Genomic DNA, 15,596 nt, shown 5'->3' with positions numbered 1-15,596 from the left:
CAAGGTTCGTTTTAATACGCCTACAGAACATGTATTCGAACTTTATGCGGAAATGGATTTGTCGGATCATGGACCTGCAATAAAAAATCCTGATCTTTGGGATGTCGAGCCTCGTGGTATGCGGGCCGTACGGTTTGACCATTGTGCGCTCAATGGTGTGGATATTTCTGGATCGGCCAAGATATTTATTGAAGCGCTTGATTTTTCAGTTACAGAAGAATTGGTGGACGAAAGCAACGGTACACGGCTTGGCATTTTCTTGAGCTGCAGCAACAAGGCTCATGATGTAGCTTTTCTTGCTTATCCAGGGAACGGAAAGATCCATCATACCTCATTCAACCTTGAATCCTGGCACGATGTTGGTCATGCCGCGGATATCATCAGCCGGTATGATATTCCATTGGATATCGGGCCGACACGCCATGGTATTACCCGCGGACAAACGATCTATTTCTTTGATCCATCTGGAAACCGGAACGAAACGTTCAGCGGCGGCTACTCCTATTATCCCGATAATCCGCGTCGGGTCTGGCAAGCTGAAAATGCCGGAAAGGCAATCTTTTACTATGAGAAAGAGCTAAATGATCGCTTCATGACTGTGAATACTTGATTGCGCCAACCCAACCCAACCTGGGGGATAAAATCCGACGTTTGAGCCCGATTTAGGATTCTAATCAGCATGCCAAGATGCGAATCTGCGGCATGCTGAATGGTATCACAGTGACAGTAACCGCCCAGGACCACGCCAAGTTGGAAGCGGTTGTCGCGGATCGGAACAGCCCGCAAAAACACGTCTGGCGGTCGCAGATCATCCTGCTGACCGTCGACGGGTGCGGCACGGCCGCGGTCATGCGCGGCAGCGGCACCAGCAAAACGTCTGTCTGGCGCTGGCAGGAACGCTTCATGACCGGGGGCTTCGCCCGCCATGGCCAAACTTCAAGGTATCAGCATGAGTTCGGTGCAGCGGATTTGGCGCCGGCATGGCACGACCACGCTGTTTGCCGCCCTCAACGTGCTGGATGGTAAAGTAGTCGGCCGGTGCAAGCAAAAGCACCGGCATCAGGATTATATTCGCTTTCTCAGTTTCGCCAACAAGCTTCGGCGTATAGCGATAACAGGTGTCACTCACCCCAAACGTCCGGCAGGCCAGCGCAATGGGCGTTAGGCGGTTTAATTCTTGTATGGTTAGCCGTATAGGTAATTTGGGTGTTATGCTTCTGCTCGGTATGGTGGCGTAAAGGTGGGGCTTAGATGGCAGATATCGATGATCCGGCAGTGATGGCGGCAGGAGAAGCCAGCGTGGGCGTGGCGTTTGATGAGGAAACCTACCTGCGCCTGAACCCGGATGTTCGTTTGGCTGTGGCCAGTGGGAGCTTCCATTCAGGGCGTGACCATTATGACAGATACGGCCGCGCAGAGGGGAGGCCCTTCATAATGCCGCAAGGCGGTGTGCGTGGGCGCATCGTGATGACGGCCTCGCCGGATGCCCGTCGCGAAAAAGTGAAACTTCCGGCCGCGGCGGTTGATGCGGTCCAGGTATCTCGTTCCGGCGGCATTTATGTTGTCGGATGGATTAACGATGCCAGCGATCGGCTGGACAGTCTGGACCTGTATTTTTCCAACTGGTCGGTTTCCCTCGAGGGCAACAGCCTGGCACGTGAACGCCGGGAGGACGCAGAGATTGCCTTGGCCAATGGGGGGCGGCACCCTTACGGATGGTGGGGCTTCATGTTCGCGGCCAGAAGGCTGCCGGCCGGGGTGTGCAGCGTGGTGCTGCGGCTTAAATCCGGCGCAGAACTCAGCTTCATGGTCACCGCCGAGCTGGTGGAGGACCAGGAGATGCGCAAGGTCACGCTGACGCATCTTGTGCAAGCGAAATATTTTGGCAACCCGTATTTTGATGCTGTGGCGGCGATTGATGCCGCCATCGGCGAACAGATGATTGACTTTAACAAGATGCTTAGCCGCCGCGCGGTAAACGCGCCATATGCCGAGCGCTTTGGCGCGACAGGGCGGAGCTATAAAGGCTCGATTATCGTGTGCCTTTACGGCAAAGCGGAATATATGTTCCTGCAACAAGCGCTGTTCTCGAAAATTCCGGGCATTCAGGATTATGAATTCATCTACGTGCTCAACAGCCCCTGGATTGCCGAGCAGACGTTGCGTGAGGCAAAACGCTGCGCGTTGATCTATGGATTGGATATGAGTGTCGTGATCCTTAACAGCAACGCTGGATTCGGCGCCGCCAATAATGCCGCCGCCCAATTTGCAAGCTCTGACCGGCTGTTGATCATGAACCCGGACGTGTTCCCCTACGATAATGACTGGGCGGAAAAACACACTATGCTGATCGAGGCCCTGCCGCATGAACAGACCGCGCTGTTTGGCGCGCCGCTGTATTATGATGATGGATCGTTGATGCATGCGGGCATGTATTTTTGTGAAGATACGATGCCTGATTTTGCCGGGCACCGTAAGCGCGAGACCAGTATTTTGCGCGTGGAACATTACGGCAAGGGCGCCCCGCCGGAGACGGCGGCGTTTTTAAAACCCCGGCCTGTTCCCGCGGTCACGGGCGCGTTTATGTCTGTGCAGCGGGCCTGGTTTGAGCAGCTTGGCGGCTTCACTCAGGATTATGTGTTTGGCCATTATGAGGATGCGGATTTGTGCCTGAAAAGCATTGAGGCCGGGTGCCTGCCGTGGTTGCATGATATCCGCCTCTGGCATTTGGAGGGCAAGGGCTCCGCGCGCCTCCCGCAGCATGAAGGTGGATCAGTCGTTAATCGCTGGCTGTTCAGCCGTAGCTGGGGCGAAATGGTGCATAATGGCCTGCTGGGGCCACAGCCTAGTTATGCTGGTCTGGGTGGAGAGGCAGCGCCATGAGGGTTTTGCTGGTTAGCCTCTATCATCCCGAGCTGGTGCGGGGCGGTGCGCAGACGGTGGCTTATGAATTGTTCCAGGGTTTGCGCGAAAGGCCAGATGTGGAGCCGGTATTGCTGGCGTCCATCGACCATTCCTCGCCAGCACTTTATAAAAGTGGCGCGCGCATAACGGGATTTGATGGCAGGCCGGATGAGTATCTCATGCTCACCCAGGAATATGATTATGTTTGGGAGAAGAGCGGCAGTGTCCTGCTGGCGGAAGCCTATGCAGAGTTTTTGCTGCTGATTAAGCCCGATGTGGTGCATTTTCATCATTTTCTTACCATCGGTATTGATTTTTTGACCCTAACGCGCCGTGTGTTGCCAGAGGTGAAAATTGTATTCACCGCGCATGAGTTCCTGACCATCTGCCCCGCCAACGGGCATATGGTGCGGCGTACCGACTCCTCGCTTTGTTCGCGCGCCTCTGCTGTGCGCTGCCACCAATGTTTGCCGGACCGCGCGCCGGAACATTATTTTATGCGCGAAATGTGGATGAAGCGGCATCTGGACGTGGTTGATATTTTTACCACGCCCAGCCGGTTCATGATCGACCAGTTTGAGAACTGGGGCCTGGAGCGTTCGAAGTTTGTGCATGTTACCAACGGGCTGTTACCACGTGGCGTGCGGCCCCCGGCGGCCTCAGCCGGGGGGCGGCGCAACCGCTTTGGTTTTTTTGCGCAGCTGGTAGACGCCAAGGGGCTGCATGTTTTGATGCAAGCGGTGACATTGCTTCGCGCCAGCGGATTTAATGATTTTATCGTTGAGATCAATGGCGATAACATCCAGTTTGCAACTCCGGCACGGCGCCAGGAGATTGAGGATTTTCTTGCCGCTGAAGAGGCGTTGCCGCTGGCGGATCGTAATGTAATTTTTAATGGCTCCTACCATCATGACCAATTGCCTGGGCGCATGGCGCGGGTGGACTGGGTCGTGGTGCCTTCAGTATGGTGGGAAATTTTTTGCCTGGTGATCTCGGAAGCCTGGAGCTTTGGGCGGCCGGTGATCGCCTCTAACGCCGGCGGCCCGGCCGAGCGCATTACCGATGGTGTGGACGGCTTGTTGTTCGAGATGGGCGATGCCCGCGCCCTGGCGGAAACCATCCGCCGCGCCTGCACTGAGAAGGGCTTGTGGGACGCCCTGGCAGCCGGGATTACGCCGCCTGCCAGCCGTGCGGATATGGTGGCGGGATTTTTGGAGGTCTATGAGGGCGTGAACGTAAGCGCGGCGGCGGCGTAAGAGGATGTTATCGAGTCAATGCTGGCGAGAAATGGGCCTACTTGTAAAAAAGGTTGCGGTAATCACGGACGCAATTTCGCCGGCGTTTTTTTTCCCCCGCTGGCAGCGTTACTATGGTGGTTTGTTTGGTCCGGAGAATCTGCATGTTATCACATATGCGGGCATGAAGCCGTTGTTTCGTGACGTTCAAGTGGGCAATATCTGGGAGGTAAACAGGCCATACGATGATAAACTGCGGGTTGATTTGATTGCTGATTTTGTTGCCATATTGCTAAATAGCTACGATGTAGTGCTGCGCTGCGATGTTGATGAATTTTTGTTCCCTGACCCGGCTAGATTTTTGAATCTCGCTGATTTTGTTGAAAAAAATAAACAACCCTATGTTACAGCGCGCGGAGTGGATGTGATTGAGCTGGAAGATGATCTGCCGCTTGATTCGAATGCGCCTATTTTGGGAAATCAGCGGCACTATGGCCTACGTTCGGCAGCCTTGAATAAGACGTGTCTGACCACGGTGCCTTTGCGTTGGGCTCCTGGGTTTCATGGTGCGAATGTATCCCCTCACTTTTCATGCTTATATAATTTCCACCTCAAATGGGCAGATATTAAAGCCCGAATAATTTGGAATGAAAAAATGCTCACAGGTCTCACGCCGGGTACGTCGGAGCATACATATTTTGCGGTTGGCGCGGAGCATTTAATCAGTGTCGCAAAATTTTTCTCGAATAAACCGAAGCTGGGAGAAGAGACAGAAGGTGAATTTGACCAGCGTTTTCTTGATTCAGTAAGTGTCCACCAGGAGAGCCAGATATATCAGGGAGAATTTATCACTCAGGATTTTTTGTTTTCCCTTGAGAAACAGTTCGATAGCCCTGCAGCTGATTTCTAACGCAGGCAGACTTATCATATTGTCTAACGGCTAGACAGCAACATGCCTTTCCCACCCCAGATGACGGACATAGCCGCCTTGCCGCAGTTTCGGCACGCGCAGTTCGATGGTGCCGGCGCGGGTTTCCCAGGTTCGGTCGCGATACCCTTTGCGCTGGTTCACGCGCTCGCCGCTGCGCTTGCCATAGGGCGCGCCGGTCAGGCTTTCCGCTTCCAGCTCCATCAGACGCTGGGCGGTAAAGCCCACCATCTCGCGCAAAAGCTCGGTATCGGAACTCTTTTCCAGCAGCGCGCGCAGGCCATAGTAGGGTCGGTCATCGTTGTCATCTCCTCTGGTCAATGGTTGGTCGGTTGCAATGCCAACCTTAACCGAAGAACGACGATGACCACCGCTGTGGGTAGGTAGCCCGCCTGCGCCAGACTCGTGGCGGTCGCTCCGGCAGGCTACTTACCCACAGATGCTACACCACGGACGGGGGCACGACCCTGTTTTTTGTATTTGCGCAATGTGCGGGGGCGCCGCAGGCGCGGGCGCAGCCCTTACACCCCGGCCAACCGCTTGCTCCACCACTAAAAAATGGCTTAGACTTGGGCGCGGCAGACGAGCCGATGCGCCCGGTAATTCATGCCCTACGCTGTTTGCAATTACCTGGCGAGACGTATGAAACTGAAAATTCATCAGGAGAACGCCGATGCAAATGACCAGAACCGTTCACCGGACGGCCGCGGCCTTTATGTGCGTCACGCTGCTCGCGGGGTGCAGCCAGCAATATGCCCAGAACAATCCCGGCGCCACCAGTGCCGCCACGGGGGCGGGAATTGGCGCCGTAGGTGGTGCGTTGATCGGCGCGCTGGCCAGTGGCGGCCATGCCCGCGGCACGATTATCGGCGCGCTGGGCGGGGCGGCGGCCGGCGGCCTTGGCGGGTATCTCTGGAACCAGCATCTGCAGGCGCAGAAGCAGCAATTGCAGCAATCCGCGCAGGGGACCGGCGTGCAGGTCACCCAGACGGCGGATAATCGCCTGAAGGTCAACATTCCAGCCGACGCCGGTTTCGACACTGGCAGCGCGACGCTTAACCCGCGCATCGATCCAATTCTCGATCAGCTGGCTTCCGGCGTGCAGCAGAACCCTTCCGAGACGGTGCAAATTGTTGGCTACACAGACAGCACAGGCTCCAGCAGCATCAACTATCCGCTGTCCGACCACCGGGCGGGAAGCGTGCAGTCTTATCTCGTCTCGCGCGGGGTTAATGGCCAGCGGATTACCATCCAGGGCATGGGGCCGCAGAACCCGGTGGCCAGCAATGCCACGGCCGCCGGGCGCGCGGCCAACCGCCGTGTGGAAATTTACGTGGCCTTCCCGGCGCAACCGGCAGGCGCGCAGACGCCCTGACTGGGGCATAAGCGCGGCGGTTGCCTCTGGCTGGAGAACGCCGCCCGCTCTGAGAGGGGGCGGTGTTCATGCTGCATTGTCAGCACGGCATTACCTAATGCACCAGGCTTGGCACCATGTCGTTCTGGATGATGGCGGCGGCGGCCAGCGGCGCGTTGGAGGCGATGGCCATTGGCGTGCCGTCGGCGGCGTGGATGGCAAAGGCCGGGCCGTTTTCGGTCATCACCGGTTTCACGAAGGCGATTTCCTCCATTCCCAGCCCAGCCAGCTGGGCCGCCGTGATGTGGTGGATGTCGAGCACGGTCCCGGGCACGAAATTCGCTGTTCCGTCATGTGTCTTGATGTCCATGGAAAAATTCCTTCTCAAATGAGCCAGGTTAATCTTGCGCGAAGCTGTGTCTGGTTAGTCTACCGCCGCGTTGTGTTTTAATTAGGGACGCCTGGAGGCCGTTCAGCCCTGGGAAGAATCTCGCGAGTCTCCATCCACCACCCGAGTCGGCGCCACATTTGTTTTGCCCTGCCCGCGCGAAATGGGGATATTTTTCACCACCGGCTGCGGCACCGGGCGCACCAGGTCAACATGCAAAAGCCCATTGTCGAGCCAGGCTCCCTTCACCTCAATTCCCTCCGCGATGACGAACGCCCGTTGGAACTGGCGCGCGGCAATCCCCCTGTGGAGGAACACGCGCCCTTGTCCGTCGTCAGTCTGGCGGCCGCGAATTACCAACTGGTTATCCTCCAGGGTGATTTGCAGGTCGTCCATGGTGAAACCGGCCACCGCCAACGTAATGCGCAGCGATACCGGGCTGAGCTGTTCGATGTTGTACGGCGGGTAGCCGTCGGAGGAGTTTTTCGCGGCGCGTTCGATCATCTGTTCCAGATGGTCGAAGCCCAGAAACAAAGGCGAGGTGAAAACGCGGGTACTCATAAAGGCAGGCCCCCCCAGTTGTGAGCGAAGCAAAATTCAGACCCCGAAGGCGTCCGAGGCTTATGTTGTCATAAATCTGGCCGGATGCAAGTCCCGCATGCGCAAGCGGCGCAAGCCCGGCGTTGCAGCGGGGCAGGCGCGGCATTAAGTGTCTCGGCATGTCAGTCACACAAGCCATCCCTGAAACCACCGCCCCCGCCGCGCCGCTGCTGCCCATCCTCGTGGTGCCCGACCCGGTGCTGCGCAAGCACGCCCGCGCGGTAACCCCGGCTGATTACGATGAGGTGCGCGCGCTCATCCCCTCCATGTTCGCCACCATGTATGCGGCTCCTGGCATTGGCCTTGCCGCCCCGCAGGTGGGCCGGCTGCTGCGCGTCATCGTGGTGGATGTGGCGCCCGATAAAGTCCCGGCGCCGCTTGCCCTGGTCAACCCGGAGGTCATCGCCGCCTCGGAGGACAAATGCTCCCGCGAGGAGGGCTGTCTCTCACTGCCGGACCAGTATGCCGAGGTCGTGCGCCCCTCATGGGTGAAGGTGCGCTACCAGGACGAAAACGGCGCCAAACAGGAGGTCGAGGCTGACGGCCTGCTCGCCACCTGCCTGCAACACGAGATCGACCATCTCAACGGCGTGCAGTTCGTGGATTATCTCTCCCCGCTCAAACGCAATATTCTGCTCCGCAAGCTGGCCAAAGAGCTGAAGGACCAAAAGGAGCGGCGGGGGCGCAAGTAATGAAGCTTGCCTTCATGGGCTCGCCCGCGTTCTCGGTTCCGGCCCTGCGCGCACTGGTTGAGGCAGGGCACGAGGTGGCCGTGGTGTATGCCCAGCCGCCAAAACCTGCCGGGCGCGGCCAGCGCGAGACTCCCTGCCCGGTGCATCAGGCGGCGCTGGAGCTTGGCTTGCCGGTGCGCACGCCCAGGCGGCTGAAAGGCAATGCCGAGGAGGCCGCGTTTTTCCGGGCCCTTGGCCTCGATGCCGCCATCGTCTCCGCCTACGGGCTCATCCTGCCGCCCGAAATTTTGCACGCGCCCTTGCGCGGCTGCCTGAACATTCATGCCAGCCTGCTGCCGCGCTGGCGCGGCGCGGCGCCCATCCAGGCCGCTATTTTGGCTGGCGACCCCTTCACCGGCATCACCATCATGCAGATGGACGAGGGCCTGGACACTGGCGCCATGCTGCGCCACCAGGCCACCGCCATCGGCCCGCGTGATACGGCGGGGGATCTGCACGACCGTCTGGCGCAGATCGGCGCGGCGCTGATCGTGGAAGAACTCAGCGATCCCAGTGAACCGGTGACGCAACCGCCCGCCCCGGCCAATGACGAGGATGGCGGCTACGCCCGCAAGCGCACCCGTGAGGATGCGCGGCTGGATTTCACCCAGCACGCCGTTGCGTTGGAGCGCCAGATACGCGCCAACAACCCCTGGCCGGGCTCGCTGGCGCTGCTGGGGGAAATTGTCCTCAAATTCCTCCGCGCCGAGGTTGTCACGGCCCCCGGCCTTACCGAGGACACCCGCCCCGGTGATATTCTGGATGCCGCCATGACCATCGCCTGCGGCGGCGGCACCGCGCTGCGCCCTCTGGAAATCCAGCGTCCCGGCAAGGCCGCCATGGCCACGGCAGATTTTCTGCGCGGCTTCACCCTGCCCGAAGGTGCCCGCTTCTTTTGATCCCCTGGGCGCTGGAAGTTGAATACGACGGCACCGGCTTCATGGGCTGGCAGCGCCAGAAGCACGGGCTGGCGGTGCAGCAGGTGATGGAGGAAGCCGGCGCCAAACTCTGCAACGGTGTTATCCCCGCCGCGGTTGCCTCCGGGCGCACGGATGCCGGGGTGCACGCCCTGGGCCAGATCGTGCAGATGGAGCTGCCGGATTTCTCGCCCCACCGCCTGCGCGAGGCGCTCAACTACCACATGAAGCCGCACCCCGTGGTGGTGCTGCGCGCCGCTCCGGCCCCGGCTGGCTGGAGCGCGCGGTTTTCCGCCATCTGGCGCAGCTACCGCTATATCATCTCCAACCGCCCTGCGTTCCCCGCGCTGGAGCTCAACCGCGTGTGGCATGTGCGCCAGCCGCTTGACGAGGCCGCCATGCACCGCGCCGCGCAGCAACTGCTCGGCCATCATGATTTCTCTTCCTTCCGCGCCTCAGCCTGCCAGGCCAAATCGCCACTGCGCACGCTGGACGAGCTGAGCGTGACGCGCGAGGGGGCGCATCTCATCATCCACGCCAAGGCCCGCAGTTTTCTGCATCATCAGGTCCGCAACATGGTGGGCAGTTTGAAGATGGTGGGGGAGGGGGCCTGGCCGGAATCGCGCGTGGCGGAGGTTTTGGCCGCGCAAAATCGCGCCGTGGCAGGCCCCACCGCCCCCGCCGAAGGGCTCTACTTCGTCAGCGTTGGGTATGCGTCCGATCTAGGTTTAAGTTGATCGGCTCGCTGTTTTAGCCGAAGCTGACCCGCTTCACCGGAGTCGCCATGCCTTACGAGACTTTCGTCCATCTGCGGGTCCATTCCGCCTTCTCGCTGTCTGAGGGCGCGATCAAACCGGACAAGATCGCCGCACTGGCGCGTGAGCTCTCCATGCCCGCGGTGGCGATCACTGACAGCTCCAACATGTTCGGCGCGCTGGAGTTCTCGCAATACTGCGCTGGCGCCGGGGTGCAGCCCATCATCGGCTGCCAGCTTGGCCTGGCGCGCGGCGGCGTCAACCTGGCGCCGGACCCGGTGGTGCTGCTGGCGCAAACCCCGGCCGGCTTCGCCAATCTGCAAAAACTCTCCTCCGCCAGCTATCTGTTCTCTGATGGCGCGCCAAAACCGCAGATCACCCTGGAGACCTTGCTCGCCCATGCCGAGGGCCTGTTTCTGCTCACCGGTGGCGCGCACGGCCCCATCGGCCGGTTGCTCGCCGAGGGGCAGATGGCCGCGGCCGAGGCATATCTCGCCGCCCTGGCGGAAGCCTTTCCCAACCGCATCGCGGTGGAGCTGCAACGCCATGGTGAAAAATTGGAACAGGCCATCGAACCCGGCCTGATCACCCTGGCCGATGCGCGCGCCCTGCCGCTGGTTGCCACCAACGAGTGCTTTTTCGCCAAATCCTCGATGCACCAGGCGCATGACGCGCTGCTCTGCATCGCCGAGGGCCGGGTGCTGGCCGAGCCGGAGCGCCGCCGCGTTACGCCCGAGCACTGGTTCAAGCCCGCCGCCACCATGCGCGCATTATTCGCGGACTTGCCCGAAGCCTGCGATAACACGCTGGCCATCGCGCGTTCCTGCGCGGTGATGGCGCAATCGCGCAAGCCCCTGCTGCCCACCTGCCCAAAAGTCCGCCCCGGCACCACCGAGGCGCAGACGGTGCGCGCCATGGCCGAGGAAGGGCTGGAAGCCCGGCTGAATGCGCAGGGTCTGCCGGAAGAGGCGCGTGAACCCTATCGCAAGCGGCTTGAATTCGAGCTGGGCACCATCGTCCAGATGGGCTTCCCCGGCTACTTCCTCATCGTGGCGGATTTCATCCAATGGGCGAAGGAGCAGAAAATCCCCGTCGGCCCCGGCCGTGGTTCCGGCGCTGGTTCCGTCGTCGCCTGGGCGCTGCTGATCACCGATCTTGATCCCTTGCGCTATGGCCTCCTCTTCGAGCGCTTCCTCAACCCTGAGCGCGTCTCCATGCCCGATTTCGATATCGACTTCTGCCAGGAGCGCCGCGACGAGGTGATCGCCTACGTCACCCGCGAATACGGCGCCGAGCGCGTCGCGCAGATCATCACCTTCGGCAAGCTGCAAGCCCGCGCGGCGGTGCGCGATGTTGGCCGCGTGCTGGGCCTGCCCTACGGCCAGGTCAACAAGGTGGCCGAGCTCATCCCCAACAACCCGGCCAAGCCGGTGACGCTGCAACAGGCGATCGACGGTGAGGTGAAGCTGCGCGAGCTGCGCGATTCTGACGAAGGCCTGGCCCGGCTTATGGAAATCGCCTTGCAGATCGAAGGTCTCTACCGCCACGCCAGCACCCACGCCGCCGGCGTCGTCATCGGCGACCGTCCGCTCGACCAGCTCGTCCCGCTCTATAAAGACCCCCGTTCGGAGATGCTGGTCACTCAGTTCTCGATGAAATACGTCGAGCAGGCCGGGCTGGTGAAGTTTGACTTTTTGGGCCTGACGACATTGACTGTGCTGGACCGCGCGCTCGGCTTCCTGCGCGAGCAGGGCATCGAGATCGACCTTTCCGCCATCCCGATGGATGATCTGAAAACCTATGAGATGATCGCGCGCGGCGACACCGGCGGCGTGTTCACCTTTGAAACCCAGGGTTACCGCAGCGCCCTGCAACAGATGCGCCCGGACCGTTTCGAGGACCTCATCGCCATCCAGGCGCTCAACCGGCCCGGCCCGATGGCCAACATCCCCGACTATTGCGCCCGCAAGCACGGCGCCGCCTGGACCGCGCCGGATGTCGCGATTCATGACATCCTGGCCGAGACCTACGGCGTCATCGTCTATCAGGAGCAGGTGATGCAAATCGCCCAGGTGATGGCGGGATACTCCCTCGCCGGGGCGGATCTGCTGCGCCGCGCCATGGGCAAGAAAATCCGCGCCGAGATGGACGCCCAGCGCAAAATCTTCTGCGAAGGCGCCTTGAAGCAGGGCTTCACCGAGGAAAAAGCCAACGAGATCTTCGATCTCATGGCGAAATTCGCCGATTACGGCTTCAACAAATCCCACGCGGCGGCCTATGCGCTGGTCTCGTACCAAACCGCCTATCTGCGCGCCAACCACCCCGTTCCCTTCCTCGCCGCGTGCATGTCGTTATCCATCACCAACACCGACAAGCTGGCGATCCTGCGCGCCGACGCAATGCGCATGGGCATCCAGGTGCTCCCGCCTGATGTCAATTATTCCGGCGCCGACTTCAAACCGGAAACCCTGCCCGATGGCAGCCTCGCCATCCGCTACGCACTGGGCGCCATCAAGCGGGTCGGCATCGCCGCGATGGCGGATCTCGCCAAGGCGCGCGGCAACAGGCCCTTCAAGGACATTTCCGATTTCGCCGCCCGCATCGACCCCAAATCCCTGACCCGCGCGCATGTCGAAATCCTCGCCAAGGCCGGCGCGTTCGAATCCCTTGAGCCCAACCGCGCCAGGGTGTTCAGCGCGGCGGAGGCCATCATCCGCACCGCGCAGGCGCAGGCGGAGGAGAAGCAATCCGGCCAGATCGGCCTGTTCGGCGGCGTGGAGCCTGAGAGCATCCGCCTGCCCAGCATCCCGGACTGGCCCGAAACCGACCGCCTGGCCGCCGAGGCCGAGGCCATCGGCTTTCATGTGAGCGCCCACCCGCTGGATATGTATGCCATCGCGCTCAAGCGCCTCGGCGTGGCCGCCTCCGGCAGTATCGAGCGCCGGGCACAGGCGGGGGCCACGCGGCTTAAACTCGCGGGCACCGTGGGCGCCAAAAAGGAGCGCATCACCCGCACCGGCAGCCGTATGCTCTGGCTCACCCTCTCGGACATGGAGGGCAGCTTCGAGGTCACTCTGTTTTCCGAGGTGCTGGGCCGCGTGCGCGAAATCCTGGTCGAGGGCACGGCCCTGCTGGTCACCGCCGATGTGAAGATCGAAGGCGAATCGCTGCGCATCACCGCCGTGGATGTCACCCCGCTTGACGATGCCGCCGCCAAGGCTGGTGCCAGTTTGCGCATCTGGCTGGACCGCACCGAGGCCCTGGCGCATATCCGCTCCCTGCTGGAGCGTGAGGGCAAAGGCCGAGGCCGCGTCACGCTGGTTCCTAAAACCGGGCTGGAGCGCAATCTCGATGTCATCCTCCCCGGCGGTTTTAACGTCACCGCCCGGCTGGCGCAGGCGATGAAACTTATCCCCGGCGTGGAGCGTGTCGAGGATATGTAAACAATTTTGAGACCCTCAACATCCCCGGCCCTGCGGGGCATGTGCGTGTTCTCGCCTACCGCCCAACCCAGGTTTCCGGCTGCCTGCCCGCCGTTTTACCCGCGCCCGCGCACCGGCGATCCGCGTTTCCATCCGAAATCCTGAACCATCCGTCACAAGGGCACTTGCCTCCAAAACGCAACACGGCTAAACACCGCGGCGGATATGGGCGCGTAGCGCAGCGGTAGAGCACCACCTTGACATGGTGGGGGTCACAGGTTCAATCCCTGTCGCGCCCACCAAATCCTCTTAAAGAAATCAATGGTTTATGACGTTATACCAGGGGCTTTCCCTGGCGAATCAAGACGCGAAATAGCGGAACAGAACATGATTCCACGCTGTCATCTGGGCAAAATCTGGGCAGTGTGTTCATGGGGTGTTCCGCTTATGCGGCCGCAATCGCGTTAAGTATTTCTCGGTTTTTTATGGCCGCGCGGACAATTCGCGCCACCAGCTCGGGTATTGCACGATCACCGGCCTCGTATTGCTGGATTGTGCGGCGCCCGACGCCCAGAGCTGATGCAAGCGCGCCCTGGGTCATCCCCAAGGCAGTACGGGCGGCGTGGAGTTCGGCGGGGGTCATGGTGCCACCCGATACCAGTGGCCGTTGACTTGACGGTGGCTGGCAACAACGCGGCCTTTTTTGTCAGTGATGGTGCAGTAATCGGCGGTGTTGCCGTACTCCTCGGCCCAGGCACGGGCCTCACGGATCGTGGAAAACTCAGCGGTTGGCCCGTGAGACCAAGAGCTTCCTCCGATTGCGGCTGTGTACGGGCCGCGCGAACGATTGGGGTGACTTGTCATAGCTCAAAACTCCATTGGGACGGACTTGTGCGCCCGGCCAACGATCTCGGCCAGGGTGTAGTTGTCCTGGTAGGAGCCGGGAGCGACATCATCCGTCTCTGCGTCGGCATCGTATTCGACCTCGATAATCACAGGGGTCAGGCCGAGGTCGTGCGCGGCGCGGATGCGGTGGGCACCCTCCAGGGCAACGTAGTGATCGCCGCAGTCGATAGCCAGGATGGCGGGAGCGCCCAGCGTGAGCATCTCGGCTTTAACGGCTTCAAGGTGGGCAGCGTCGAAATGAGCGTGGGGAAGAATGATGTGCATCTTACATCTCTGCCCCTGGTCCCCGAGGCGCGGTCCGAACCAAACCGGCTCGGTGAATTATGTATGCGCTCAATGAGCGCATAGCGCAAGCATTATTTGCGGCAGTTAAGCAATTTTCTGCACGGCTTCGGCCATGTGGTCTGAGGTGATGCTGGCATAAATTTGGACCATGCGCAGGTCGCTCCAGCCGAAGAGTTTCATGATGGTGAGCATGTCCACCCCGGCCATGACCATGCGGGCGGCGCAGTCGTGGCGCCAGTCGTGGATGCGGAAGTTTTGCACGCCGGCGGCTTTGCATGCGGTTTGGTGGGCGCGTTTAAGCGGGTTGCCGCCTTTGCCCTTGGTGTCGGCATAGGGCAGGCGGGGGCGCTGCTGGCTGCCGGCGCGGGTGGCTTGCTCGGGGGTTTGGGCGGCTTCGCGGCGGCTGGAGAGGAACACGGGGCCGGATTCGGGTTTGCCGGCGGCTTCCCAGATTTGGTATAGCCTGGCGCGCACCTTGGCGTGCATCGGCACGCTGCGGGGTTTGCCCGATTTGCTGCGGGGAATGTAGAGGCTACCGGCGTTGACCCAGAACACATGCCGCCAGTCTAGCCGCAGCGCCTCCTGCGTGCGCAGGCCCTGGTAGGCGAGGGTGAGGAACACCGGCGCGGCGGCGGGGTTGTACGCGGCCAGCAGGGCCGTGCGCTCCTGGTCTGTGAGGGTGCGCAGGGTCTGCTCGGTTTTGCCGGTGACGGCGGGAATTTTGGGCAGCGGGGCATCCAGCGCCTCAGTCCCGGTGCGCAGGGCTGCCATGAAAATAGCGCGCCAGCGTGCGACGGTGGCCGGCGCCATTTTGGCGCCGCGGGTGGCGACCCATTCGGCCCATGCGGCAGATGCCTCGGCCAGCTTGCGGGGGCCGAGGTGCTCGTTGAAATCATCGATGCGGGATTTGTCGTAGGATTTGATGCCGCCGGGGCGGGTGAGGTAGGCGGCAAAACAGTCTGATATAGTCAGGCGCGCTTGCCGCCCTCGATCGCCCTCAAGCCCCTCGCGGCGGATCTGGGCTTCTCGTTCTCCGGCGATGGCTTCCGCAGCAGTTCGCGAACGCGCTCCTGTGCTGAATTCGGCGATGTGGATTGAGTCCGTGCCGACACGGACCGTGCCCCGCGCGTGCCAGATTTCACCGCGTTTGCGCAAATTGAGTGGCATCGCA

At 61.0% G+C, this 15,596-nt stretch carries 14 protein-coding genes, 1 tRNA gene and 2 pseudogenes; 11 read left to right on the top strand and 6 right to left on the bottom strand.

Going from position 1 to position 15,596, the window contains the following annotated elements:
• The 5 genes and pseudogenes from PHE40_RS00925 to PHE40_RS00905 form a co-directional block, all read left to right on the top strand.
• Positions 1–610 (top strand): VOC family protein (locus PHE40_RS00925; protein WP_299956687.1); only part of this gene is annotated, 610 nt, incomplete at its 5' end.
• A gap of 92 nt (positions 611–702) precedes the next feature.
• Positions 703–1,084 (top strand): annotated as a pseudogene (locus PHE40_RS00920) (hypothetical protein); the annotation flags it as partial.
• A 167-nt stretch (positions 1,085–1,251) separates the two neighbouring features.
• Positions 1,252–2,883 (top strand): glycosyltransferase family 2 protein, encoded by a 1,632-nt coding sequence (locus PHE40_RS00915; protein ID WP_299956683.1) that lies wholly within the window; start codon positions 1,252–1,254, stop codon positions 2,881–2,883.
• Positions 2,880–4,160 (top strand): glycosyltransferase family 4 protein, encoded by a 1,281-nt coding sequence (locus tag PHE40_RS00910; RefSeq protein ID WP_299956680.1) that lies wholly within the window; start codon positions 2,880–2,882, stop codon positions 4,158–4,160. Before PHE40_RS00915 ends, PHE40_RS00910 begins: the two co-directional genes overlap by 4 nt.
• Before the next feature lie 31 nt (positions 4,161–4,191).
• Positions 4,192–5,049 (top strand): hypothetical protein, encoded by an 858-nt coding sequence (locus PHE40_RS00905; RefSeq protein ID WP_299956677.1) that lies wholly within the window; start codon positions 4,192–4,194, stop codon positions 5,047–5,049.
• Positions 5,050–5,118: 69 nt separating this feature from the next.
• On the opposite strand, the pseudogene PHE40_RS00900 reads toward PHE40_RS00905, so the two are convergent.
• Positions 5,119–5,366 (bottom strand): annotated as a pseudogene (locus tag PHE40_RS00900) (transposase); the annotation flags it as partial.
• 380 nt (positions 5,367–5,746) lie between these two features.
• Between PHE40_RS00900 and PHE40_RS00895 the strand changes: the two are divergent.
• On the top strand, positions 5,747–6,442 hold the full coding sequence (locus PHE40_RS00895) for an OmpA family protein (protein ID WP_299956675.1): 696 nt from the start codon (positions 5,747–5,749) through the stop codon (positions 6,440–6,442).
• Between the two features lie 94 nt (positions 6,443–6,536).
• Here the strand turns inward: PHE40_RS00895 and PHE40_RS00890 are convergent, their stop codons facing one another.
• Complete coding sequence (locus tag PHE40_RS00890; protein ID WP_299956672.1) at positions 6,537–6,791, bottom strand: DUF1150 family protein; 255 nt, start codon at positions 6,789–6,791, stop codon at positions 6,537–6,539.
• Positions 6,792–6,893: 102 nt separating this feature from the next.
• A complete protein-coding gene (locus PHE40_RS00885) occupies positions 6,894–7,370 on the bottom strand; it encodes an Hsp20 family protein (protein ID WP_299956669.1) in 477 nt (158 codons plus the stop codon).
• A gap of 158 nt (positions 7,371–7,528) precedes the next feature.
• On the opposite strand from PHE40_RS00885, the gene def reads away from it, so the two are divergent.
• The 5 genes from def (at position 7,529) to PHE40_RS00860 (ending at position 13,536) form a co-directional block, all read left to right on the top strand.
• Positions 7,529–8,101: a peptide deformylase gene (gene def / locus PHE40_RS00880; protein WP_299956666.1), complete on the top strand. Its 573-nt coding sequence runs from the start codon at positions 7,529–7,531 to the stop codon at positions 8,099–8,101.
• The gene (gene fmt / locus PHE40_RS00875; protein WP_299956663.1) at positions 8,101–9,039 is read left to right on the top strand and encodes a methionyl-tRNA formyltransferase; all 939 of its coding nucleotides are present in this window, start codon (positions 8,101–8,103) and stop codon (positions 9,037–9,039) included. The genes def and fmt overlap by 1 nt, the downstream gene beginning before the upstream one ends.
• Positions 9,036–9,794, top strand: coding sequence for a tRNA pseudouridine(38-40) synthase TruA (gene truA / locus PHE40_RS00870; protein WP_299956660.1), 759 nt, complete (start codon positions 9,036–9,038; stop codon positions 9,792–9,794). The genes fmt and truA overlap by 4 nt, the downstream gene beginning before the upstream one ends.
• A 47-nt stretch (positions 9,795–9,841) precedes the next feature.
• On the top strand, positions 9,842–13,255 hold the full coding sequence (gene dnaE / locus PHE40_RS00865) for a DNA polymerase III subunit alpha (protein ID WP_299956658.1): 3,414 nt from the start codon (positions 9,842–9,844) through the stop codon (positions 13,253–13,255).
• A 206-nt stretch (positions 13,256–13,461) separates the two neighbouring features.
• Positions 13,462–13,536, top strand: a tRNA-Val gene (locus PHE40_RS00860).
• A 143-nt stretch (positions 13,537–13,679) separates the two neighbouring features.
• Here the strand turns inward: PHE40_RS00860 and PHE40_RS00855 are convergent.
• The 3 genes from PHE40_RS00855 to PHE40_RS00845 all read right to left on the bottom strand — a co-directional run bounded on the left by PHE40_RS00855 (position 13,680) and on the right by PHE40_RS00845 (position 15,592).
• Positions 13,680–13,877, bottom strand: a complete 198-nt coding sequence (locus tag PHE40_RS00855) for a DNA-binding transcriptional regulator (protein WP_299956656.1) — start codon at positions 13,875–13,877, stop codon at positions 13,680–13,682.
• A gap of 224 nt (positions 13,878–14,101) precedes the next feature.
• Positions 14,102–14,404 (bottom strand): hypothetical protein, encoded by a 303-nt coding sequence (locus tag PHE40_RS00850; protein ID WP_299956654.1) that lies wholly within the window; start codon positions 14,402–14,404, stop codon positions 14,102–14,104.
• Between the two features lie 105 nt (positions 14,405–14,509).
• Positions 14,510–15,592: a site-specific integrase gene (locus tag PHE40_RS00845; RefSeq protein ID WP_299956651.1), complete on the bottom strand. Its 1,083-nt coding sequence runs from the start codon at positions 15,590–15,592 to the stop codon at positions 14,510–14,512.
• Positions 15,593–15,596: the final 4 nt, after the last annotated feature.

The organism is Acidocella sp. (assembly GCF_028687955.1).
In the GTDB taxonomy this organism is placed as follows: domain Bacteria; phylum Pseudomonadota; class Alphaproteobacteria; order Acetobacterales; family Acetobacteraceae; genus Acidocella.
This window is presented reverse-complemented; position numbering and strand designations above follow the sequence as displayed.

What these genes read in the sequence shown, in the direction of transcription:
- PHE40_RS00915 (WP_299956683.1), top strand. Translation starts at nt 1,252, where the DNA reads ATGGCAGATATCGATGATCCGGCAGTGATGGCGGCAGGAGAAGCCAGC.
- PHE40_RS00910 (WP_299956680.1), top strand. Translation starts at nt 2,880, where the DNA reads ATGAGGGTTTTGCTGGTTAGCCTCTATCATCCCGAGCTGGTGCGGGGC.
- PHE40_RS00905 (WP_299956677.1), top strand. Translation starts at nt 4,192, where the DNA reads ATGGGCCTACTTGTAAAAAAGGTTGCGGTAATCACGGACGCAATTTCG.
- PHE40_RS00895 (WP_299956675.1), top strand. Translation starts at nt 5,747, where the DNA reads ATGACCAGAACCGTTCACCGGACGGCCGCGGCCTTTATGTGCGTCACG.
- PHE40_RS00890 (WP_299956672.1), bottom strand. Translation starts at nt 6,791, where the DNA reads ATGGACATCAAGACACATGACGGAACAGCGAATTTCGTGCCCGGGACC.
- PHE40_RS00885 (WP_299956669.1), bottom strand. Translation starts at nt 7,370, where the DNA reads ATGAGTACCCGCGTTTTCACCTCGCCTTTGTTTCTGGGCTTCGACCAT.
- def (WP_299956666.1), top strand. Translation starts at nt 7,529, where the DNA reads ATGTCAGTCACACAAGCCATCCCTGAAACCACCGCCCCCGCCGCGCCG.
- fmt (WP_299956663.1), top strand. Translation starts at nt 8,101, where the DNA reads ATGAAGCTTGCCTTCATGGGCTCGCCCGCGTTCTCGGTTCCGGCCCTG.
- dnaE (WP_299956658.1), top strand. Translation starts at nt 9,842, where the DNA reads ATGCCTTACGAGACTTTCGTCCATCTGCGGGTCCATTCCGCCTTCTCG.
- PHE40_RS00855 (WP_299956656.1), bottom strand. Translation starts at nt 13,877, where the DNA reads ATGACCCCCGCCGAACTCCACGCCGCCCGTACTGCCTTGGGGATGACC.
- PHE40_RS00850 (WP_299956654.1), bottom strand. Translation starts at nt 14,404, where the DNA reads ATGCACATCATTCTTCCCCACGCTCATTTCGACGCTGCCCACCTTGAA.
- PHE40_RS00845 (WP_299956651.1), bottom strand. Translation starts at nt 15,592, where the DNA reads ATGCCACTCAATTTGCGCAAACGCGGTGAAATCTGGCACGCGCGGGGC.